Raw genomic sequence first — 21,296 nt, 5'->3', positions numbered from 1 at the left:
CGCCTCAGCCCTTGAAATCTTTGTTCCAGAAATCGAGAAAGGCGGCCTGCTGCTCCACGAGATAGGTGAAGTTCGGCGTCCAGAGGCGCGCCCGCTCGGCCTCGGAGAAGTTGATCTGCTTGTCGAGCTCGGGCGGCAGCGGTGCGTCCGTGACGGTCGGGACGTATCCCATCTTGGTGGCAAAGGCGATTTGCGACGAGGGCTCGAGCATGGAGTTCAGATATTTGAAAGCATCTTCCTTGTTGCGTGCGTTCTTGGGAACCGCAGCCTCATAGATCGTCGGGAAAGCCCCCTCTTCGGCGATCACATGGCCCAGCGGGATCCCGGCCTGTTTCCACATGAAGCCCCGCGCGGCCGCGATGATGGTGAACCAGATGTCCTCGGATTTCAGGGCCGCGGCGACGGCTTCCGTGGAGGCCAATACCTTCACATCCAGGGACCGCCATTCCATCAATTTCTTCTTGGCGGGCTCGAAGTCGTTCATTGAGCCGCCGCCGGCGATCGCGGCAAACGCCATATTGGTGGTGAAGAGGAAATCGGAGAGGCCGACCCTGCCCCGATATTTCGGATCCCAGAGATCGTTGATCGACCTGGGCGGCGTGGGCACGCGGTTCGTGTTGTAGACGATGGTATGGGCCGAATAGATATGAGGAATGGAGTTCGGCTTGCGCAGGAACGGCAGCACTTTGGCGGTCCGCGGCACGACCTGCTCCGAGACGCCTTCGAGCACGTCGCGCTGAGCGGCGGCGAACATGTCGAAATCTGCGAGACAGGCGACATCCATGCTCCCGCGCCGGCTCTGACGCTCGGCGAGCAGCTTGGTCCGGCGCGGAACAGGGCTGGATACGTCCTGAAGAACGTCGATACCCGTCGGCTTCATGATGGCGATGTCAACGCTTTCGCGCAGCAGATCGCCGAAGTCTCCGCCCCAGGTCCCAACGGTGACCTGGCGGCTTTGGGCCGATGCCATGCCTGGCAGCAGAGCGGCGGCTGAGGCAGCGCCGAGAAATCCACGACGGGTGAGTGCGGTCATTGTCGTAACCTTCTGGATTGGATTTTCTATTTTCAGGCGAGGATCAGCCGTGCAGCAGCCGGCTCCCAGTTCACGCGAACCACGTCTCCGGTCTTGAGCTGACGCATGGCATCGCCGGCGGCCGGCGTCGCTCGAATGGCGGTGAGCGCTACGCCGTCGAGTTCGAGCCGGTACTCGGTTTGAGCACCGAGATAGAAGATGCCGGAGATCCGCGCGGGAAGTCCGACAGCGTCGGGAGCGGCGTGGACCGCGACGCGCTCCGGCCGCAGAGCCAGCACACTGGCATTGCTGGGAGCCGCCGCGACATCGCAGGGCAGCAGGCTGCCGCCTGCGCTTCGCAGCGCCTGGCCCTCGATGGTGCCGGTGATGATGTTGCAGCGTCCGACGAAATCCGCGACGAAGGCATCCGCGGGCTGCTCGTAGAGCTCTTCAGCGGTCCCGATCTGCCGCACGCGCCCGCTTTCCATCACCACCAGACGGTCGGACATGGTCAGCGCCTCCTCCTGATCGTGCGTCACCATCAGGGTAGTGAGACCGAGACGCTGCTGCAGGGCGCGGATCTCAGTACGCACATCGGCGCGCAGCTTGGCGTCGAGATTGGACAAGGGCTCGTCCAGTAGAAAGACGGCGGGATTGATGACCAGCGCTCGCGCAAGCGCTACGCGCTGTTGCTGGCCGCCCGACAATTGGCGTGGCATGCGATCCGCCAGATGGTCGAGCCGAACCAGCTTCAGCGCCTCGGCGATGCGCCGATCGCGGTCGGCGCGATTGACCTTGCGCATTTCGAGGCCGAACCCGACGTTGTCGGCGACGCTCATGTGCGGAAAAAGCGCGTAGGATTGGAAGACCATGCCGGTCTGGCGAGCGTAGGGCGCGGTGCGCGTGACGTCCTGCCCCGCGATGACGACGCGGCCGGCGGTCGGCTCGATGAAGCCGGCGACCATCCGCAGCGTAGTGGTCTTGCCGCAGCCGGAGGGGCCGAGCAGCGAAACCAGTTCACCTTCGGCGATCGCGATGTCCGCGCGCTCGACGGCGACGGATAGTCCGTATTCCTTGCGCAGTCCCTCGAGACGGAGCGTGCCCACGGTGTATCCTCCTCAAAGGGTCAGACGACCCGGGACAATTTCACGAAACGGTCGGTGACGAGCATCAGCGCCGCGACGACCAGGATCTGCACCGTCGCGACCGCGGCAAGGGTCGGATCCATGCGGAATTCGAGATAGTTGAGCATCGCGACGGGCAGCGTGGTCTTGCCAGCGCCCACCAGGAGCAGGGTCAGCTCGAGGCTCTCGAAGCTCTGGATGAAGGAGAACATGGTCGCCGCAACGATCCCCGGCCGCAGCATCGGCAAAGTCACGCGGCGAAACACGGTCCAGGGGCGCGCGCCGAGATTGGCGGCCGCTTCTTCGGCGATGGTGTCCAAGCCCTGCAGGCTGGCGGTCACCACCCGCACCGTCCAGGGGATGGTGAGCAGGACGTGGGCCGCGATCAGGCCCGGCAGGGTGCCGACGATGTCGAGGTCGAGCCTGTTCTCCAGCTTGAGATAGAACAGATACAACGCCGTTCCGGCGACGATGCCGGGCACCGCCAGCGGACCGAGCAGAAGCGTATTGATGGCCGACTTCGCCGCGATGGTGCTGCGCGACAGCGCAAGCGCCGCTGCCGTGCCGAACGCGACGCCAATTGCGGTTGCGATCAGCGCCACTTGCAGGCTGAGCAGAAAGCCATTGGCGAATTCGCGCCGGGTCCAGGCATTGAAGTACCAGCGAAAGGTCAGGCCGCTCGGTGGAAACGACACGATCTCGTCGCGGAAGAAGCTGGTCATGATCACCATGACCACTGGCGCAAGCATCAGCACATAGGCGATCGCCACCAATGTGCGATGAGCGAGACGGCTCGACGTCATGGCCCGCCCCTCCGTGCCTGCTGAGCTGCGAGGAGAAATGCCGGGACGACCATTTGCGCCAGCATTTCAACGATGGGCAAATGCCCGTCGTGAAAATGCCCCGCCTCGTGCAGCAGGTTGATCTGGCCGATGACTTCGCTGTTCCAGCGCACGGGCATGTTCAGGATGCTTGCGCATCCGAGCGCGAGGATTTTCTCATGATCAGGAAAGTCGCGTGCAATGTCGCTGGCGTTTCGACCAATATAGGGCACGCCCGACATGAGCACGCGGCGCATGGTGGGGGCTTCTTCCAAGGCCTTTGAACCCTGGGCCGGAAACCGATCCGGCGCGCTGCTATAGAGCCGATCGGCGACACCGTCCGCCGGCCGGTAGAGCAGAGCCGTAAACAGCTTGTGGCCGACGGCCGCGGCGAGCAGGCGGTCCAGCACGCGCAGGCTCGCGCCGGGCTGGTCCCGCTCGGCCAGCGCAGTCGCCAATGCCGCGAGCGGCGCCATGGAGCTACTATACTGAAGCGCGTCGCGGGTGCTCATGCGCCAGGTCCCCGGCTTGCAACAAGCGGAAGATGCAGTGCCGATGGGCGCTCGCCGCCAAACGCCACCGTGAGGAGCGGAGGCCTGCCGTGCGGCACCTGCGCGAAATGATCGGCGTCAGCGCCGGCAATCGACAGACGGATGCGGCTGCCGGCTGCGAAACGCCAGGCGGTCGGCAGCAATGGAATGCGGATGCACTCCCAGGCGCCGGGGACCAGCGGTGCCGCATCGGCCCGCGAGAAGCTCCGGAATGGCCAGGTGGTGCTATAGCTGTCCGGCGCCGGGGTTTCCTTGCGGTGCAGAGCCCGCAGCAGTCCCTCGGTCACGTAGCGCTCGGTGCCATCCGCTTCGATTTCGCTCACATAGACGAACAGCGCCGCATCGGGCTCGCTGGAGGATAGCCAGATATCCGCAACGCCATGACCGGCGAGCTCCATGGCCTCGACCAGGGGCGCCGAGGTGTAGCTCAGCATCCGATCGGTGCGTCCTTGCCAGTCGGTGTAGTAGCTCCGGCTATCGACGCCCGCGATGCGCTCAAAGCGCGTCTGCTGCCCCGTGCCGAGGGTGAAGTCGACCTTGTAGGACTCCGCGCCGCCATGGGTGGCGGTGTCGCCGAGACCGTGGCCGGACGTGAGGAACAGTGTCCGCTGCGCTTCAATCGGCGGCCAGGCGCGAGACGCTCGCCATGCCTGCGCATGGAGGGAAAAATAGTGGATCGGGGCCTCGTTCTTAAGGCCTGTGTCCCACCCGAGAAGATAGGTATCGAAGAATCGCAAGACTTCGCCGAGAAGCGGGAAATCCACGACCTCGGAGGTCCGCCAGGGCGAGATGTCGATCCGGGCGCCATGGTCCCAGGGGCCGAGCAGGAGATGGCGCGGATTGTCCTTCATGGTCAGGAAGCGCGAGATCGCACCATTCATGTAGCCGGCCCCGTCGCACCAGCCGGAGACCGACAGGATCGCCACGTCGCGCCGCACGCCCGCAGACAACGCATAGGGACTGAACGAGGCAGAGCTGAAGCCGGGATCGTAGACAAGCGCTTCTTCGCGGAATTTGAACTCCGCCATGAAATCGGTCTGGCGGAAGTTCGCCAGATGCTCACGGACCGCTTCCCGCACCAGAACGCCGTCGGTATCCGCATCGACCGGCTGCGGGCCTTCGAAATCCGGATTGCTGTAGTAGGAGAACTTCTGGAGCACGTCGCGCCGATCATGATCCAGGCCGATGAGCAGCTCATCATAGATCTGCGTCAGCGACGTGACCTGAAGGCCGCCCGGGAAGTAGTTGTCGGTGTAGGTGTCCCACACCGAAAACAGCGGCGCGATGGCCTTGACGGCCGGATGACCCGTGCTGGCCAGGAAGTCCGACGCCGCGCCGAGATAGGACACGCCGGTGGCGCCGATGCTGCCGTTGGACCAGGGCTGGGCCACGATCCAATCGGCAATCTCGCGGCTGTCCTCGCGCTCCTTGGGGGAGCGGAAGCTGTCGCGGGTGCCGAAGCTGGCGCCCGTGCCACGGACATCGACCACCACCACCGCATACCCGCGTGGCACGAAGAAATCGCGGAACTTACCGGTGTTGGGATTGACCTCGCCACTCCCGCCCGGCCGCAGCTTGAAGCGGCGATAATACGGGGTGAACAGAGCGATCGTTGCGAACGATTTGTCGGGTGCCGCGCCGTCGATGGCTTCGGGCAAATAGACGTCCACGGCAATGCGGCAACCATCGCGCATCGTGACGTAGCACGAGACAGGCTCCGTCAAGCGGGACGTCACTGGTCGACGCTCAACATAGTCGCCCGGGGCCATCTGCCAGGCGCGATCGGTTTCGGCACACACGGTCATTGCGGCTCTCACATGCCCATCATTTGGGCTTCCACTTGAGCTGCAAAGAAACATTGCAAATTTCATGCGTCAAATGCGTAATATGTCGTATTATATGCGGAATGCGCATTCAGGAGCTGGATTTGCCCAATCACCGTGGTCTGGAAGCCCTCCGGGCGTTTGTGGAAACAGGGTCCGTGTCGCGGGCGGCCGAGCGGCTGGGGCGCACGCAGCCCCAGGTCGGGCGGCTGCTCAGCGCGCTGGAGAAGGAGGTGGGCTTTCCTCTGTTCGGACGCGACAGCCGTCCTTTGACGCTGACGCGCGAGGGGCGGGAGTTTTACGCCCATGCGGAGCGCGTTCTCCTTGGCCATGATGGACTGCAACGTTTTGCGGTGCAGATGAGCCGCGGAACGCGCCATCATCTGCGAATCCTCACTGCTCCCTTCATTGCTCACGCCATGGTTGCCGATGCCGTAGCCACCGTGGCCAAGCGCTCTCCGAACTTCACGGCTTCGATCGAATCCCGGGTGCGCCTGGATATCGAGACCTGGGTCGGCCAGGAAACCTTCGATCTCGGGGTCACCATCCTGCCGCTCTCGCATGCGGCTTTCGGGACCGAGGAGTTCCTGCGCGTCGAAGCCATGGTCGCAATGCGCCCGGATCATCCGCTCGCGGCGCAGCAGATCGTGACCTTCGATCAGTTCGCCGCCGAGGACGTCATCGTCACGCATCCGCGCTCGATCCTGCGACAACATCTCGAACGCCTGAGCCGTGAAGCCCGCAAGCCGTTAAAGGTGCGATTTGAAGCCACCAATGGCGTGATCGCCTGTCAGCTCACCGGGAGAGGACTCGGATGTTGCCTGTCCGACCCCTTCGTCGCCCGCTCCAGCGGTGTGCCGGATCTGGTTCTCAGGCCATTTCGTCCGGCCTTTCCGCTCCAATACGGCTTCCTGCATCCCATCTGGCAATCCCGTTCGCCGATGGTCGTCGAGCTGGCTGCGGAAATCAGCGGGGTCGCCAAGTCTCAGTCCGAAGCATTCCTCCAGGCCCCTCGTTGAGCCGCCCAATCAGGCTGTTCTGACGCCGGTGCTTGTAAGGTGCCGGCCGTATTCTGGCTTCTTTTCTCGAGACCCCAGCGGCGAAATGCCTGCTCCACTGAGAGAAACTATCTAAGAAAGACGCCATGGTCCGCGAACCTGTTTCGCACCAGAACCAGGCGCAAAAAGCACGATCAACCTGAACGAAAGCTAGCAAGAGCAAGGAAGCTGATCGCTCGGTCGCCGGCTCGCAGCATAGAGAAGCTTGCCGCTCAAATGGTAGTTGATTGGTCATCGGCTTCTTGCGTCCGCTAAGCGGATCTGACGAAGTTTCAATTTGATCCTTCAGACTTCATCGCAAACCCTGGTTGAAACTCGCTAAGCGAGTCGAGACGTGCGTTGCCCGGCTGTTGACGATGATTTCCGCGCTCGCTTGCTCGATCTGGTGAACGAAGTAGAGCGTAACTCCTCGAAATCGAATGAAATTTCTGCGGAACCAACGAACCTCATCAATACCCTGCCGCTCATAACGGTCTGGTTGCAGGTTCGAGTCCTGCCGGGCCCACCACATCGAGATTTCTCCGTTGTTCGTAGGCATCCACCACCATTCGCCGATGCGGCTAAAAATGCTTGTTTGCCAATAGCATCACGCAACGGTCGAGTTCACCAGTGTTCGCGTGACGCGGGTGACAACCGCGCTTTTTGTTGGTATGTTTGTTGGTATGTTTTCCAAGCCAAACGCGAAATACCAACATGCCGCTCACGGACACAAAATGCCGGAATACAAAGGGGCAAATTACCCCGCGCAAGCTCTCCGATGGCGGCGGATTGCATCTGCTGGTCAATCCCGACGGAGCGAAATACTGGCGCCTAGCCTATCGATGGCAAGGAAAGCAACGTACCCTTGCGCTTGGCGTCTATCCAGCTGTTGGACTTATGGAGGCGCGCGCAGCGCGCGACGATGCCAAGCGCGACCTAGCTGCCAACATCGATCCCTCAGTTGTGAAGCGTGAGCGCAAACGGGCCGCAAAGATTGCAACGGGCAATACATTCGAAGCGCTGGCGCGCGAATGGCACGAGAATTGGAAGGACGCTCGTAGCTCCTACTATGCTGCGCAGATTCTCCGACGGTTGGAAGCGGACGTCTTCCCAGCAATCGGACGACGTCCGATTGCTGAGCTCGAAGCGCCTGAGTTGCTAGACATGTTACGTAAGGTCGAGAAACGCGGAGTGAACGAAACTGCCCGGCGGCTAAAGCAACTTGTTGGACAGATATTCCGCTTCGCCATCGCCACGGGACGAGCGAAGCGGGATCCTTCAGTTGATCTCAAGGACGCTTTGCGATCTACAGGTGAACCGCGGCATCATAGGGCGATGCCGCTCTTAGAGCTACCAACCTTCTTGCGGAAGTTGGAGGACTACAGCGGCGAGCAGCACACCAAACTTGCATTGAAACTCGTCACGCTAACATTTCTTCGCACCACCGAACTGCGTGCGGGGAAGTGGAGTGAATTGGAGAACATTGATGAGAACTCCGCTCTTTGGCGCATTCCAGCTGAGCGGATGAAAATGCGACTTGAGCACCTGGTGCCCTTATCGAGGCAAGCTGTGGCAGTGTTGCGCGAATTGCGCACCCTGTCCGGCAATAGCCCCAATATGTTTCCTTCGCCGAGCAAGGGCGGCTATATGTCCAACAACACCATGCTCTATGCCATTTACCGGATGGGATATCACGGCCGCGCCACGACACATGGTTTTCGCGCCGTGGCCTCTACCATTCTCAATGAGAGTAATCTTTTCAACCGCGACTGGATTGAACGCCAGCTCGCACACGTCGAGAGGAACGAGGTTCGACGGGCCTATAACGCTGCAGAGTGGATGCCTGATCGTCGACGAATGATGCAGTGGTGGGCAGATCGCATCACAGCGATGACCTTGGAAGGAGAAAGGATTGTTCCGCTATTGCGAGTGAGCTAAATAGTGCGAACGCAATCGAGAGTGGCGGACTCGAAAGCGATAACTGCGGCTCAGGCGAGGTCGCGTCACGCTCCGAGCCTGGTTGGAATCTAGGCGGGCTCCCTTATTATGCTTATTGGGCGCCTAGGAACATCCCAAGAAAAATTCTCTTGCCGCCGTCTATATCCGGCCACACTCGAACGATCGCTGCCGCGCGCTGCTTTATGCGGCGACACTCAGGTGCTCGCATTGACGCTGATTGTCCGATCGGCGAGTCTCTCCCCATCGAGTTTCGCGCGAGCCGGAGAGACCCATGAGGTGCAACCGCTATGGCAGCAACGGGAGAGATCAGTCACAGTTTGGCCCGTCCATTCCGGAAGCCAGGGAGCCGACAACAATCCCGTTCGCCCAGCGGCTCACCTGCACGATCGACGAGGCATGCGAGGCGACCGGATTGGGGCGCACGAAGCTGTACGAATTGATAGGAGCTGGACGGCTTGCTACGACCACTGTCGGGCGTCGACGGCTAGTGATCATTCGTTCGCTCCAGGCACTGATCGATGTCAACTCTTCGGATCTCGGCGCAATGAAAAGGATATGGTAGTCGGTCGAGGATTGCCGAATTTAGTGTAGATCGGCGTGGGGTCCGGGGGCCGATCGGCGTCCAAACTGTTTGATAAACCTCGCACCTGTGGGGTCAATGTTCGGAGCTGAAACACACACTGTTGACGACCGAGCCTCGGCAGGCGATCGAGGGCAGACGTTCCAGAGCCTGACGGCCCGTGGTGCGCGCGACGAACATCGGCCCCTACCATGTCAAGGTAGTCCGGGACACAAATTCTCGCGTGAAATCAAAGCGAAAGGGCCGATAGAGTGCAAAACGGAGCATGAACGAGACTGGAACAACGGGCCATTTACTGTTGACGTGCTGTTGACGGGACCCTGCTTTGTCGTTCGACGCGCGAGTTCTCGCATCCCGGCACCTCGGGCGACATCATCCCGGAATGCTGGGTGACATCGAGCGGAGTCAGCTCACGGCAATGCCGGTGATCCTGAGCACCAAGGAAGAGCGGGACGTTTTGATGCGCGCACCGGACGAGGCCAAGGCACGGCAGCAGCCGACGCTCGACGGCACGCTGAAAATTGTGAAGCGTGGCGCGGACAAGGAAGATTGTGCTGCGGCTTGAGGTTTCCCGGCCTTCATCTCAGCTACGTCCGTTGATGCTTCAACAGCCGAAATCTCAAGACTGCCCTTGCGTGTCCGTCTAGGGCGAAACCGGGACATGACGAGGTAGATCGCTTAAGTCGTGAATGACTCGGAACGGAAGTGGTCGACGCGCTAGACTAGCCTCATGTTTCGAATGGACGAAATCGTGCTAGTTCGAGTCCGGCTAAGGCACCACATTAATGCCGCGCTCCGTCAGCAAAATCAAGAAATTCGGACCACCATTAGCACAAAGCCATTAGCCTCTCCGATGCACCGTGAAACGTACAAGAAATCCCGTCGCGCTGCTCACTCCTGTCATTGTATTCCCGTCTTCGCCCATGGTCATTCGGGTTGTATTCTTGTGGCGCAATACATAGCGCCTTCCATCGCTACAGGTCCATTTGCCTATGCTTTCGCCAGTCCTCGCTTGCATTCTGAAGGTCCCGTCACGCTTGAAAGTTGCTCGTGCTCCAAAAGCCCAATTCCATATGCCGACGATTCTCATACAGCCCGTGTCCTTTGGGCCAGGCCTAGATGTGCTCTGCCTCGGATTGCCAGTCGAAGCCGGCGCGCCTGGCTTTTCCGGTGACTTCGGAGCGACACTTAGTCGTTTCAGCGCCTCTCGGGCACGATCCTGCGTTGGATCGAGTTTAATCACCTGAGTGAAATCAGCGATCGCCAGTTCGCGCTGGCCTTGCTTAGCGTGAAGTGCCCCACGAGTGTCGAGAGCTATCGCGTCGAGCTGATCAAGGAGCTTTTCTTCCGTCCGTGGCTCGGAAGCTGCCCGGAGCTGCCGGCTTTTCTCGTGAATTGCGGCGGCGTTCGGTGCATTCGGTACTGCAAGCAGATAGGCGTCCAGCCATACGCTCGCTGGAGCTTGATAGCCGGGCATCTTCGATAATGTAAGGCCGAGTTGGTACCAGATCAGCGGGGCGTCGGGATCAGCTTTGAGTGCCTCGAGAAAATAAATCAGCGTCTGTTTTCGGTCTTGTTGCGGGGCGGGCAATCCGTCTTGCTGCTGCGCGGCTGACAAACCTTTCTCAAATGATTCCTTTGCAGCGACCTTCATGTCGCCTAGCTGCATGTCGCCTAGCTGCGCCCAAGCGTACCCAGCATACGAAACGATGGCAAGACCGAATGCAATTCCAGCAACCCATTGGGGCATTGGGTGAAACAAATCCCAGAATCTGGAGCTCATTTGCTTCTATCTCCTCGCACGCAAAGTCGTACGCCAACAGGCCATCAATGACGGAGCAATTGTTGGATTCTAATTTTTCGATGAGCACGCCCGGATTATGTTTCCAGCCTTGCAATCGTTAAGCTTCTGAACCGTACACATTTGCTGTTTTTTTAGTACATCGACTATTTGAAGATCCTTTTCCAATATCTCATTTTGTTGAAGAATTAGCTTCCTGCTTTCGTTCCACTTATACGCGTCGTAACCATAGTCCGCTAAAAATTCGACCAGGTTGGCCACGGGGCCTGCTATTTTTCCCATATACTTTTCTACTTCGCGGGAGCTGAATGCTGATGCAGTCAGCATAAGTCTAAAGTCTACGGAAGCATTGTCAGACTCCAGCAAGGAAATTATCCGTTCGTCATTTAAAATTTCGCGGATTGATGCGTCCGACTCTCCTTCCACGGACGCAACCACTTCGATCTCCATCTTGATTAGATTTCGAGCATCCTCTAACGTTTTTGCAGCCATGGTCGCTTGGCCGCCTATAACTAGGATAGAAGCGTTAACATAGCCGCGAGCGGAGTGCTCGATCTTGTCTTGTAGTGCTTCCAAGGCAACATTGCTCTTTGCCAACTGATTTCTGTATCGCGTAAGCCAGCCCTTGAAACTGCGCGCCGAATTCGCCTTACTAATCAATTTTTCTCCAACACCTCCAGTAAGCGCCGATGTTGCTACCTTCAAGGCATCCTTCTGTGCGTCCTGATTGTCCGCCGTCCATTTGTCTAGCTCTCGAAGAACCCTGCCAATGTTTTTGCTGTGTCTTTCAAATGCTATTGTGTCCAGAGCCAACTGATCGGCCAGCGCTTTGCACGGCGCAATGATGTTTGACACTGTTTGATTGAATGCTTCACTGATTTTGATATGACGTTCCAGCGCATCTGACAGATTTTGTGCAGTCTTGGTGCAGGACGCTACTTTCGCGGTGTCACGCTCATCGACGGCGGAACACTGGGCTTTCTGACTTGCAAACTTTCCGCGCAGGTCATTGCGTTCCTGCACCAACGCCGTACGCTGCGTTACCAGAGATGGTTCGGTCGTGGCGATGGCCGATGGAACCTCTAGCAGTGCTGGAATCTTTTGTTGAGCCCTTGCTGACACCACTGAACCTAAACTCGTGACTGCAAGGGCCAAGAGAAAAGACCGGAGCGGGTTGAGGAACGCCACCTCACTCAAAGGTTTCTTTAAGGTCATTGCTGTGCCCCAGGTCCGGGCGGCGCCCCAACGGACGGTCGGGTCGCGCCCGAGCCTTCGGTCGCATCTGAGTTTGTGGCTGCACCCAGCGGTGGGGGTGGAGAGGCTTCCTCTGGCCAGGTCAATCCAAGGTCTTTTTGGACGTAGCCCTTCATCCAAGCTTCTGCTTTAGCTTTGTTGGCTTCGATATCTTTGAGGTTGTTCTCCTGAGTCCCCTTTATTGCATCCAGAATTTGGCGGGGGCGGTCGCCTTTGCCACTATCAATCTCCTTCTGGATCGCTGCTAGCCGAGCCTGCGTATCTTTCCCTTGTTGGTCCAGCGACAAGTACCAATTTAAATATGTCCTAATTTTCGGATCCTCCATCACCTGCTTATTCTTTGCAAGACGAGCTATTAGTGCACTAGCCGCGGGTGATAGTGCGGGTGATGGCTGGGGGCTGCCGAAGTCGGGCACCTGGCCGGGCGGCTCACACGGTTTGGTCCCAAATCCGCATTCGGCTCCACCCCTTGCTGCCTCACGCATAGAATCGGTCGCCTTTTTCCCTGACTCAACCATGCTTCTCAGTTGCTCGATCGCCGAAGAAACTGGAGTTGTTCTATTCGGACCAGAAGGCCATAAATCGGGGTTCGTAGGCGCTGGCTGCGTGCCGAAAAATCGGGTGCCTCCTGTCCCGCCTGTGGCGCCAGCACGGGCTCTAGCTTGCTGATCGGCCTCGTCTTGTTTTTGCGTCTCTCGTTGTTTTCTCACGTTCTCCTGCGCGGTCGCCAAGTAACTCCGGGCACCCTTATCGGATGGATTGACAGCAATTGCTTGCTTCCATTTCGCTATGGCGCCCGCATAATCGTCGCGTTTGAACAATATGTACCCTTCTGCGTGGGCGAGATTCCCCCGAGCTTTGTTATTAGACGGATTGAAAGCAATCGCTTCCTTAAATTTCGCTATGGCGCCCGCTATGTCACCGCGATCCCATAGCGCGACTCCTTCAAGATTTAATACGACGGATGCTTCGGCTCTTACGTTGGCGCGCCCTCTATCGGATGGATTGACGGCAATTGCTTGCTTTAACTTCGCTACGGCGCCCGCATAGTTGCCGCGTTTGAATGACGCGCGTGCTTCTGCATGGGCCAGGTTGGAGCGAATGACTTTGCAAGACGGGCAGCGGTTCAGTGCCAGCCTGAACTGCGCTGCCGCGCCCGAATAGTTGCCGCGTTTGAATAAGACAAGCCCCTGCATATTTAGTGTGCCGGCGGTCGGCGCCCCATCGGGAGCAGGGCCAGGACCAGGACCAGGACCAGGACCAGGACCAGGACCAGGGCCAGGACTGTCGGGGCACGGCATGCCTGGAGCAGGCTCACACACGCCGCTGACGCCGCCACGGCTGAACCTATATTCAGCGGCGCCAGGATGAGGCAACATAATCATGCTTACGACCGCAAATGCGGCGAGAAGACATGACCTCAGACCCGACGAAAAGCGGCGATCAGTAATATGCGTAATCCAAATTCTGCGCCGAATAGCTAACCAGAGCGTGTCGGTCTGCAATCTGGTAGTTGTTTGACTGGTCATGAGTCCCTTCCCGCTAAGCGGTTCAAGGGCGATCGCCCCCTCGTTCGGCTATTGCTTGTCCCGCAACTTTCCCGGGACATTCGGGGACTCCACTGTTCAGTCCACTATACGATCCCGCCAGCACATCACTCCGCGCCGGGTTCGCGACATAGCCGCTGCTCGTCGCGGAACGCGTAGGCTCCTTCGCATCTTGATCGAAGGTGCTTTCCCCTAGCATGACGCGAGTGTATGGCGATTGATTCACGTCAAAGTAGATTTAGCCATTTTTGGCATTGGCATATGTGGAAACTCTTGCTTCGAGGCAAGTTCGCTCAGTCCCGGATCGTTGGCGCGGCCGACTGGCGGCGCGGCCCCTGAAAACACTTCTGGCGTAAGCGGCGTTCGCGTGAATCAAATTGCTGCAACCCAGCGTATTGCTGGAGCGCCGCATTGGAGGGAGACAGTCGTGAGGATCACAATCCGAGCTTCGGATCGCATCCTGACAAAAGTAGCGAGTTCCGCGCGCCAACATTTGCGAATGGCCCGACTGTCTGAAGTCCGACGACATACGAATTCGCAAATGTCCGCTCCTGGGCACGAAACGGTGGTCGGAGGTCGGGCGGAGCATGCCTGCTCCGCCCGGGCAATTCAGACGTCAACTTGTTCCGCAATTGCGAGGGCGTCATCTACTTCGATGCCCAGATATCTGACGGTGCTTTCGATCTTCGTATTCCCGAGCAGAACCTGGACGACCCTGAGAGTTTCGGTGCCGATAGATCAGGGTCGCTTTGGTGCGTCGCAGTTAATGCGTTCCATATAGCCTCGGATCCAGTCCGACGCTGCCGATCCAATCCGATACAAGGCGTGCATATAGACGGGCTGTGATGCCGGTTTTGGGACCGCGACGGCCTTGGAAAAAGAACTCGCCGGGCTTCTTGTTGCCGGCCTTCAGATATTCACTGACCGGTTGGCGGGTCTGTTCGGCAAATTCAAATCGGACCGGTCGACCGGTCTTCTTCTGGCGTACGGTTGCGCGATCCGCAGTGTATCCGCCCGCGGCCACATCGTCGACTTTGATCGCCACGACATCGCAGCCACGAAGCTTGCTGTCGATCGCTAGATTGAACATCGCGAGGTCTCGGGCGCGACCATCAATTTGGAGTTTCGTCCGGATTGACCAGACATGTTTGGGCCGCAGTGGAGGCTTCGCCCCGGTCAGCTTGCCCTTATTCCAAGGCGTTTGCTTACGGATCGTTGGGATAGCGTTCTCTTGATCTTGCATGTCACGCTCCGCGGTTAGAGGGACCGAAGAGCATGGGCCGTTGGCCAAGGCGTTGGAACTGGGAAGACTCTCAGATCACGGCGAAACTGGCCCCGCGCTGCACAAGATGCTAGTAGCCCACGTCCGTTCTGGGCTGTTCGTGTCGTGCCGATCGCCGGCCCGCCACTTCTGGTCTGCCCCGATCAACGGACATATTCCGATACTGTCCAGGTTGAAAGCGAGCCGAGCGCGGGCGCGCCATTTCGAAAGCCGACCGAGACGCTCCTACATCGGTGAGCCATCGATGGTCTGACTCACCTGCTCCAGCATCCTCGAGCCGCGCGACTATAGCTACGTATATGTGGCCCATCGTGATATCGCCGATTGACGAAATCAGCGCGAGAGCGCCAGCTTGGAAGGGTTTCGGCGACTGAATACGTTCTAGGCGCATTCGGACAAAAGGCACCTGAAAGCGCAATTGAACCGCAATAGCTTTTCCGGCTTGTCCGAACTGGGACAGTGCTCAGACCGTTCCTCACCGGCTCACCATGGGCTGGATTTTGCGCGATTTTTGGACAGTTCCAGCACCCGTGCCGTCGCAGCTTTTTGAGCCTCTCTGACCTGCCCCCGAATTTTCATCCAGCCGCCAGTTAGAATCTCGGAGTTTTGTAGGCCGATTGGCGCAGGTGGAGCAACGGGCGATTGCCGGAGCTGGTCGGGGTTGCACGGCGCAAGAGATTGAGGCCTCGGCGGGCCGAACCAGCCATCATCCGACGGAGGGTCAATGCTGCCGTGAAGGCCGGCAAGAGCCGACGTGAAGCCCGGCAGCTACAAAGCCGCCGAGAGCGACCCTCCATCCTGCCAAATCTGCGCGCCGCAGTCGCATTGAGGAATGTTGATCAGACGGCCTGTTAGAACGCCTTCACGCGAGAGAATTGTTTTCGCCATGCGCACATCGCGGGCAACGGCGATCGGCGGTCGCGGGTTGATAATTTCTCTCGAACGAAATCCTTGGAACCAGATGAACATCCGCTCGCTCCGTAGCGAACGACAAGCCGAAGGAGACCGGCACCTCTGGCTATCTCTGGCGAGCGCATGTTTTGAACAGCGTTATCGGGGCGGACAGCCGTCAGAAGTTCAAGTCCGAATCCGTGGTAGAGCCGTCGGCATCAGGTTATTTGCCTGGCCGGACTTTGCGTTCGAGGTCGAGCGACTTGAGCTTACCGACCAGGTGTTCTCCTCGCGAAATGCATCCTCCGAACCCACGGTCAGAAGCTACGGTTTGCGCGGTGACTGGGAGTAACATCGCGGAACTGGCCGCAACGGCGTTGCCGGGCTACTCCAAAATGGCCTCTAATGATATCAATAGCTTGGCAGCCGTTTCCAAATGAAAAGCTCACCGCCATGGCCGTGCCAACGCAGCGTTTGGTCACGGTCGATCCCTTTGCGGGCACATTGACGGCGTAGTCGGCGCCAAGTCGTACCGGCGGGTTACGTTCGTAGCGAAATTACCCAGTTCCCGTCGATGAGGCCTGGCTCAATTCCGGCGCACGGCCAGCGAAGCTGGGCGCGACTCAGTCCTGCGCGGGATAGACTAAAACCCCGATAGGAATGCTCGACTGGATTCGCTGTGGTGGTGCGGCAGACTTAACGCGGCCCCCGTTACTGGAACGCCTAGGTGGCCCTTGCCGCAAGCAATACTCAATACACTCGTTGACCGTGAGGCATATCGCGTCTGCCCATTATTGCCTGCGGGTAACTTCGTTAACTTTTGCCGCGCGCGGAAGATAAATGCTCCAGGCGCTGGCCGGTGAAGTCGTAGCACGTGCGGCAGCATGCCTAGACGATTTTTATGCTAGAGGCGGTGCCGAGCTCAGTGAAACGGAGCGCAAGCGCGTCCGCGAATGCGCCCGCCTCGTCGATAAGGTTGGCGATCAGCTCTATTTCTCGTCGGGCGCATCTGCGGAGGGCAGCGAGGACATCCCTTTGGCCGCCATCGAATCCAAGCTGGCATTCTTGCGCGATGCGACACCGATCATCTACCGCCTCGGCGAGGTGGGTATCCCGCATACGATCTACTACCTTATCGACTTGCTGAATTTCCTGCGCCCCGCCGATCCGGAAGTCGTTTTCGACCTCATCGCGCATGCGCTCCTCAAGGGCGGCGCGCGGAACGGCTACCAGTTTGAATCACTCGCCATCAGCCGGTTTGTGACGATTGTGGGTTTCTATCTGGCCGACCACCGCGGCATCTTTGCCAGCCCCGAGCGACGCGAAAAGCTGATCGCCTGTCTCGACATCTTCGTGGACGCGGGCTGGCCGGCGGCGCGGCGCCTGCTTTATCGGTTGCCCGAGCTTCTGTGATGGGGTCGGAGCCCGATCAAGCCGTTGCAGAATTGGCGTGCCTCTGTAAGCTACCCAGCGTTGCACTGCCCCTTTCGCACGTCTCTGTCTTCGATTTTATCTTAGCAAAGCATTCAAGGAGCGCTCTATGCCGAGTTTTACGGCCCCCAACGGCTCACCGGTCAGTATTCCGGCAGCAACCGTTGTGCGGATACGCGATGCCTATCCAGAGGAATCCACCGAATCCAATGCCAAGTGCCGGATCGATCATCCCGACGTGAAGTTCGTCACCGAAGATTCAATCGCCGTCGTTCCTGCCGTGAAGTCTGAAAACACCCATATCGGCCAGCTCACCCTGCCAAACGACAAACCCGTGTGGTTCAACGGCACGGTCTCGCGGGGACCGGTTCGTCTTGTCAGCGGCCATCCGCCCAAGGCGCAGTCGGCGCTCTACATCACCGACAAGATCCAATACGTGACCGAGACGCCGGAGGCGGTCAGAACTGCAGTCGCGGCTGCGGGTGGCAATGCTTTGCCGATCCCCACCGAAGCCTTCTTTGCGACGATCGCGAACGTATTCAGCAAGTTCAGCGCGCCGCCGGCAGTATGGGACTGACGCGACCGCGCCTGATGAAATTGTTGCCGCCGCCGCTTGGATGACCGCATGGGAATGTTCGGCAAGCTGTTTAAGGGGGAGGACGCCGCCTCAGCATCGGACATCGCGGATGATGACGTCGGCTTCGGTGCCCAGTTCATCAGGATCCCCTCCAGAAATTTCTTTGGTCCATCCTGCAAATCCCCTAGCGGGCGCTACATCCTGGTCTGGGCGGATGGCGGCCCGGATCAATCCCGGCGTGGCGGATGGATCTTGCTCGATCAGGGGAAGATCGTCGCTGAAGGAAGAATGCCACGCCCAAATGACGGCAAAGTCGCGGATATTGGCACCTTTATCCTGAACGACTGGGGAGCAGTTGAGGCTCTGAGCGGAAGGCTGTCAGCGTTCGCGCCGGATGGGGCGGTTATTTTCGAGCGCAGCTTTCAGGCCAATCTCTACAACAATGGCCTCTCGGACGACGGACGTTGGGCAGCATGCCAGACCGCCAACGCGCCGCACGAAGATGGCGGGCGACTCTTTATCTTCGACCTCAAAGCGCGCCGCCAGATCGGCGCGTTTCAGCCCGAGTCCGGCTGGGCCAAGGACTACACGTTCTCAGCGGACGGCCAGATCATCACGCTCGGCTATCACGATGGCGGACGCTTTGCCTACCGAAGCGACGGGACGTTTCTTGACCGCAGCCTGTGGCTTGCCAGCGGACTTCAAAACGGCGATCTCATGATTATAGAGCGCATCCTGTCAGAAGCAGACGGCAAGCCATCCCGCGATCTCATCGGCTTGCTCCTGCCCGCCATCGACCGCGCCCTCGGCTCGCAGCGCTACAAGGATCCGAAGAGCCGGGCCCGAGCCTATCGGCTGCGCGGAACATGCTTTGATGTGGCGGGCGACCTTCCTAAGGCGGCCGCCGCGTATGAGGACGCCCTCGCCCGTGATGCAAGAGTTGGCGTGAAGAGACGATTGGAGCAGATTCGGCGGTTGGCTCCGGATTGAGAAGGTTTGCCCAGCGTTCGCGCTAGAATGGCGGGAATCGATTCGCGCCGGCGCCACCTATGCCATTGGATCATTACGTTTCTCAAGTCCACCTCCGGAATTTCTACTCGCCGGTCCTTCAGAACCGGATGCATGCCATTCGGAAATCAGACCTCAAGGCGTTCACGCCGCGGTCGGAAGATGTTTGCCGGATTGCGGATGGCAGCACCAACGCGTATCTTCAGCCTGAGCGCGTGGTCGAGGATTTCCTTCTTTCCGTTGAACCCCGATACAACGCCGCCCTTAACACGCTGCGGGATGGGGAACCCGATGCGGCGGCCGTTCACACCATGGCTGGCTTCGCCGCCTACGTATCCACTTGCGCGCCCGCGGCCATACGGATCGGCACTGCGCCTCTTCAGCCGGTATTGCAGGCGACCGCCGAGATGCTCGACCGGCAGGGACTGATTCCCCCTGCACCGGAGGCGTTGGGCAACAAGACCATTACCGACCTGTTGAACGACGGAACCATTCATTTCGATGTGGATGGGAAATACCCGCAAGCGCTTGGGATTAGCGGCATCCTCTATCGACTGTCCGTGTTCGGCAATTCGGCTTGGGAGATCCTCTATAACGAGGACAGAGACAATCCTTTCCTGACGAGCGATTTTCCCGTCGCGATCGAAGCCTACGGCAACGGCGGCATTGTGAATCGCATCGTGCCGCTCGCGCCGGACTTTGCCATCCGCATTCTTCCCGACGTCACCCGCGCGCGGGCCATACCCGACCTCACCTTTTCCGGCTTTCGATACCGGCGGCTGCGCCTTGCGCGAACGGATGTATCGGCGCTCAATCGCCTCATCGTGCAATGCGCCGAGAACATCGTCTTTCACCGTGACGCGCATGCCTGGATCCCAGGCTTCGTCTCGAAAAACCGGCGCTACCGCATCGAGTGCGTCACGACCCGAGTGCCGTATGGCACCGGGATCATGAATGTTGCGACGCAGCGCGTGGTCGCGACAGGCCAGGCGGCATGACCAGTTCTTTGAAGCGTACGCGGTTTGTCGCGCTCGATTCCTCACATCTGGTCAATCTGGCGCGCGAGCTCTATGCACCGGATGCTGCAACGCGCACCGCCGCCGTCGCGCTCATGGAGATGCTCACCACGGGAAACGATATCCTCGTCCTCAGTTTTCATCATTTTCAGGAGCTCTTAGTCCACGGCAATGCGCGCGTGGTGGCGGAGCAAATCCGCGTTCTGGAAGCGCTGCCGCTCGTTGCGCTCGTGACGAACCAGCGCGGAGACGGCGTCGCCGGATCGATTTTCGAACTCCAGGTGGCAGAGGTTCTTGCGGCGTTTCGTAGCCCAAACGCAACACCGCGGGTGGTTCGCGATGCGGTCGCGAGCGGGATATTCCGGCTGACGTCAGGCGCCGAAGCCGTCCGGGTGTTTCAGCGGGAGCTACCGCTTCTGCAGCCGGAGTTTGTCCGTATGGCGGCGCGCAGCCGCGAAATCGTCGCGATATCGCGCTCGGACTTTACCGGAGTCGGACATCGAAAGGTAAGCGAATTTCTCAACGGAAAACTTCGTGCGCCCCTCGATATCCAGCGCAATCTGTCGCGGCTTGGCGATGCCCTGAAAGCAGACATTCTCCGACACGGGGATAAGAAGATCCCCGATGGAGGTGCCGTCTCCGCGGCCTTCATGACGGATATCGCGGAACGCGGGCGCGCTTTGGCCGGCAGCGATAATCCCGGGCTACAGATCCTGACCTGGAGCGATGTCGATCTTGACGAGATTACGCCGGACACCACGATTGACGAGGTCAGCGACTTGGCCGCGTTCCGCACCAAGCTCAAACAAATAAACCGCGCGCTGGATCTCCCCTGGCAGGAACTCAAGCGGGGCGTCAGCGAGCGTCGGATTCCATCGGGCATCATCGATCGGGCACTGAGACAATTCCGGCCTCGTTCAGCCGAATGGAAGGGAAGCGATCTGATTGATACGCACCTGGCCTGCCTTACGCCCTATTGCGACATCACCTTCGTGGACAAGCGCACGCATGACGGGCTGCAGGTCGCACGAAAGAAACTGACAGATCTGGGTGCCGTTCTGCGCCGCGCCGAGAAAGCGAAGAATACGCGGGTCGTCGTAGAACAGCTTGGTAAACGATAACGCGCGATCAGGTGATTGAAAGCGGATCGGCGAAAGGCGGCGTGCAGTGCGCCGCGGTCAACATCTGGGCCAGCCGATGCCGCTTCCTCGGCAAAGGGAACCTGGATTATTCAGCCCGACGCGGCATCCATCGCGAGAAACTTCAGCTTCTCCTCATCGCCATGTGTTTGAAAATAGTGTTCTGGAGCATAACTTACCGCGGTTGTCCGATTTGTTCGCTGTAACCCTCTATTCTACGATGAGGGCATAGCCGGCCTATCCAAGTAGTCTCTGCCATGTATTTTGGTGGTGAGGCCTATGGAGACAAGCCAATATGGCCAATGTGCACGAAACCGTTTTAGCTCGATTCTCAACTGAGCCTTAGAATCTCTATTTCCAAACGCGTGATCTGAGGCCGGAAAACTGGACCATTTTTGGCTAGAGTCTTGCGCTTGCCGAATCCCCTCGGCTGGGAGGAGCGG

18 protein-coding genes and 1 pseudogene are annotated in these 21,296 nt (G+C 59.2%); 9 read left to right on the top strand and 10 right to left on the bottom strand.

The genetic code is table 11. The annotated features are described in order from the left end of the window. Positions 1-4 precede the first annotated feature (4 nt). From QX041_RS33785 to QX041_RS33765, 5 genes are read right to left on the bottom strand one after another with little or no spacing between them, the layout of a single operon-like run. Positions 5-1,033: an extracellular solute-binding protein gene (locus QX041_RS33785; protein WP_315828349.1), complete on the bottom strand. Its 1,029-nt coding sequence runs from the start codon at positions 1,031-1,033 to the stop codon at positions 5-7. Between the two features lie 32 nt (positions 1,034-1,065). Then, complete coding sequence (locus tag QX041_RS33780; protein WP_315754078.1) at positions 1,066-2,118, bottom strand: ABC transporter ATP-binding protein; 1,053 nt, start codon at positions 2,116-2,118, stop codon at positions 1,066-1,068. A 20-nt stretch (positions 2,119-2,138) separates the two neighbouring features. Continuing rightward, on the bottom strand, positions 2,139-2,939 hold the full coding sequence (locus tag QX041_RS33775; protein ID WP_315754076.1) for an ABC transporter permease: 801 nt from the start codon (positions 2,937-2,939) through the stop codon (positions 2,139-2,141). Next, the gene (locus QX041_RS33770) at positions 2,936-3,469 is read right to left on the bottom strand and encodes a GAF domain-containing protein (protein ID WP_315754074.1); all 534 of its coding nucleotides are present in this window, start codon (positions 3,467-3,469) and stop codon (positions 2,936-2,938) included. The genes QX041_RS33775 and QX041_RS33770 overlap by 4 nt, the downstream gene beginning before the upstream one ends. Continuing rightward, positions 3,466-5,232, bottom strand: coding sequence for a CocE/NonD family hydrolase (locus tag QX041_RS33765; RefSeq protein ID WP_315754072.1), 1,767 nt, complete (start codon positions 5,230-5,232; stop codon positions 3,466-3,468). Before QX041_RS33765 ends, QX041_RS33770 begins: the two co-directional genes overlap by 4 nt. Positions 5,233-5,414: 182 nt before the next feature. Here QX041_RS33765 and QX041_RS33760 point away from each other — a divergent pair, with 182 nt between their 5' ends. The 4 genes from QX041_RS33760 (at position 5,415) to QX041_RS33750 (ending at position 9,472) form a co-directional block, all read left to right on the top strand. Then, positions 5,415-6,350, top strand: coding sequence for a LysR family transcriptional regulator (locus tag QX041_RS33760; protein WP_315754070.1), 936 nt, complete (start codon positions 5,415-5,417; stop codon positions 6,348-6,350). Positions 6,351-7,082: 732 nt separating this feature from the next. Continuing rightward, complete coding sequence (locus tag QX041_RS33755; RefSeq protein WP_316168092.1) at positions 7,083-8,306, top strand: tyrosine-type recombinase/integrase; 1,224 nt, start codon at positions 7,083-7,085, stop codon at positions 8,304-8,306. Positions 8,307-8,598: 292 nt separating this feature from the next. Then, the gene (locus QX041_RS34450) at positions 8,599-8,889 is read left to right on the top strand and encodes a helix-turn-helix domain-containing protein (RefSeq protein WP_410051908.1); all 291 of its coding nucleotides are present in this window, start codon (positions 8,599-8,601) and stop codon (positions 8,887-8,889) included. Between the two features lie 400 nt (positions 8,890-9,289). Next, positions 9,290-9,472, top strand: coding sequence for a hypothetical protein (locus QX041_RS33750; protein ID WP_316168090.1), 183 nt, complete (start codon positions 9,290-9,292; stop codon positions 9,470-9,472). 276 nt (positions 9,473-9,748) lie between these two features. On the opposite strand, the gene QX041_RS33745 is transcribed toward QX041_RS33750, so the two are convergent. From QX041_RS33745 to QX041_RS33725, 5 genes and pseudogenes are all read right to left on the bottom strand, one after another. Continuing rightward, a complete protein-coding gene (locus tag QX041_RS33745) occupies positions 9,749-10,690 on the bottom strand; it encodes a tetratricopeptide repeat protein (protein ID WP_316168089.1) in 942 nt (313 codons plus the stop codon). A gap of 69 nt (positions 10,691-10,759) precedes the next feature. Further along, on the bottom strand, positions 10,760-11,923 hold the full coding sequence (locus QX041_RS33740) for a hypothetical protein (protein WP_316168088.1): 1,164 nt from the start codon (positions 11,921-11,923) through the stop codon (positions 10,760-10,762). Continuing rightward, complete coding sequence (locus QX041_RS33735; protein WP_316168086.1) at positions 11,920-13,158, bottom strand: tetratricopeptide repeat protein; 1,239 nt, start codon at positions 13,156-13,158, stop codon at positions 11,920-11,922. Before QX041_RS33735 ends, QX041_RS33740 begins: the two co-directional genes overlap by 4 nt. Positions 13,159-14,118: 960 nt before the next feature. After that, positions 14,119-14,752: pseudogene (locus QX041_RS33730) on the bottom strand (tyrosine-type recombinase/integrase). 807 nt (positions 14,753-15,559) lie between these two features. Then, positions 15,560-15,760 carry a hypothetical protein gene (locus QX041_RS33725; protein WP_316168085.1) on the bottom strand — a complete coding sequence of 67 codons (201 nt, stop codon included), beginning with the start codon at positions 15,758-15,760 and terminating at the stop codon, positions 15,560-15,562. 762 nt (positions 15,761-16,522) lie between these two features. Here QX041_RS33725 and QX041_RS33720 point away from each other — a divergent pair. The 5 genes from QX041_RS33720 to QX041_RS33700 all read left to right on the top strand — a co-directional run bounded on the left by QX041_RS33720 (position 16,523) and on the right by QX041_RS33700 (position 20,835). Next, complete coding sequence (locus tag QX041_RS33720; protein ID WP_316168083.1) at positions 16,523-17,095, top strand: hypothetical protein; 573 nt, start codon at positions 16,523-16,525, stop codon at positions 17,093-17,095. A gap of 127 nt (positions 17,096-17,222) precedes the next feature. Further along, the gene (locus QX041_RS33715; protein WP_316168082.1) at positions 17,223-17,690 is read left to right on the top strand and encodes a hypothetical protein; all 468 of its coding nucleotides are present in this window, start codon (positions 17,223-17,225) and stop codon (positions 17,688-17,690) included. A gap of 48 nt (positions 17,691-17,738) precedes the next feature. After that, on the top strand, positions 17,739-18,680 hold the full coding sequence (locus QX041_RS33710) for a hypothetical protein (RefSeq protein WP_316168081.1): 942 nt from the start codon (positions 17,739-17,741) through the stop codon (positions 18,678-18,680). Between the two features lie 59 nt (positions 18,681-18,739). Further along, positions 18,740-19,696, top strand: a complete 957-nt coding sequence (locus QX041_RS33705) for a DUF4238 domain-containing protein (RefSeq protein WP_316168080.1) — start codon at positions 18,740-18,742, stop codon at positions 19,694-19,696. Next, complete coding sequence (locus QX041_RS33700; RefSeq protein WP_316168079.1) at positions 19,693-20,835, top strand: hypothetical protein; 1,143 nt, start codon at positions 19,693-19,695, stop codon at positions 20,833-20,835. The genes QX041_RS33705 and QX041_RS33700 overlap by 4 nt, the downstream gene beginning before the upstream one ends. The last annotated feature ends 461 nt before the right edge of the window (positions 20,836-21,296 follow it).

Source organism: Bradyrhizobium sp. SZCCHNRI2009 (assembly GCF_032485115.1).
GTDB lineage: Bacteria > Pseudomonadota > Alphaproteobacteria > Rhizobiales > Xanthobacteraceae > Bradyrhizobium.
This window is presented reverse-complemented; position numbering and strand designations above follow the sequence as displayed.

Excerpts from the sequence above, each read along its gene's own strand:
- QX041_RS33705 (WP_316168080.1), top strand. The coding sequence starts at position 18,740 with ATGCCATTGGATCATTACGTTTCTCAAGTCCACCTCCGGAATTTCTAC.
- QX041_RS33725 (WP_316168085.1), bottom strand. The coding sequence starts at position 15,760 with ATGTTCATCTGGTTCCAAGGATTTCGTTCGAGAGAAATTATCAACCCG.
- QX041_RS33745 (WP_316168089.1), bottom strand. The coding sequence starts at position 10,690 with ATGAGCTCCAGATTCTGGGATTTGTTTCACCCAATGCCCCAATGGGTT.
- QX041_RS33755 (WP_316168092.1), top strand. The coding sequence starts at position 7,083 with ATGCCGCTCACGGACACAAAATGCCGGAATACAAAGGGGCAAATTACC.
- QX041_RS33775 (WP_315754076.1), bottom strand. The coding sequence starts at position 2,939 with ATGACGTCGAGCCGTCTCGCTCATCGCACATTGGTGGCGATCGCCTAT.
- QX041_RS33715 (WP_316168082.1), top strand. The coding sequence starts at position 17,223 with ATGCCGAGTTTTACGGCCCCCAACGGCTCACCGGTCAGTATTCCGGCA.
- QX041_RS33760 (WP_315754070.1), top strand. The coding sequence starts at position 5,415 with ATGCGCATTCAGGAGCTGGATTTGCCCAATCACCGTGGTCTGGAAGCC.
- QX041_RS33710 (WP_316168081.1), top strand. The coding sequence starts at position 17,739 with ATGGGAATGTTCGGCAAGCTGTTTAAGGGGGAGGACGCCGCCTCAGCA.
- QX041_RS33740 (WP_316168088.1), bottom strand. The coding sequence starts at position 11,923 with ATGACCTTAAAGAAACCTTTGAGTGAGGTGGCGTTCCTCAACCCGCTC.
- QX041_RS33720 (WP_316168083.1), top strand. The coding sequence starts at position 16,523 with ATGCTCCAGGCGCTGGCCGGTGAAGTCGTAGCACGTGCGGCAGCATGC.
- QX041_RS33770 (WP_315754074.1), bottom strand. The coding sequence starts at position 3,469 with ATGAGCACCCGCGACGCGCTTCAGTATAGTAGCTCCATGGCGCCGCTC.
- QX041_RS33735 (WP_316168086.1), bottom strand. The coding sequence starts at position 13,158 with ATGCAGGGGCTTGTCTTATTCAAACGCGGCAACTATTCGGGCGCGGCA.
- QX041_RS34450 (WP_410051908.1), top strand. The coding sequence starts at position 8,599 with ATGAGGTGCAACCGCTATGGCAGCAACGGGAGAGATCAGTCACAGTTT.
- QX041_RS33700 (WP_316168079.1), top strand. The coding sequence starts at position 19,693 with ATGACCAGTTCTTTGAAGCGTACGCGGTTTGTCGCGCTCGATTCCTCA.
- QX041_RS33750 (WP_316168090.1), top strand. The coding sequence starts at position 9,290 with ATGCTGGGTGACATCGAGCGGAGTCAGCTCACGGCAATGCCGGTGATC.
- QX041_RS33785 (WP_315828349.1), bottom strand. The coding sequence starts at position 1,033 with ATGACCGCACTCACCCGTCGTGGATTTCTCGGCGCTGCCTCAGCCGCC.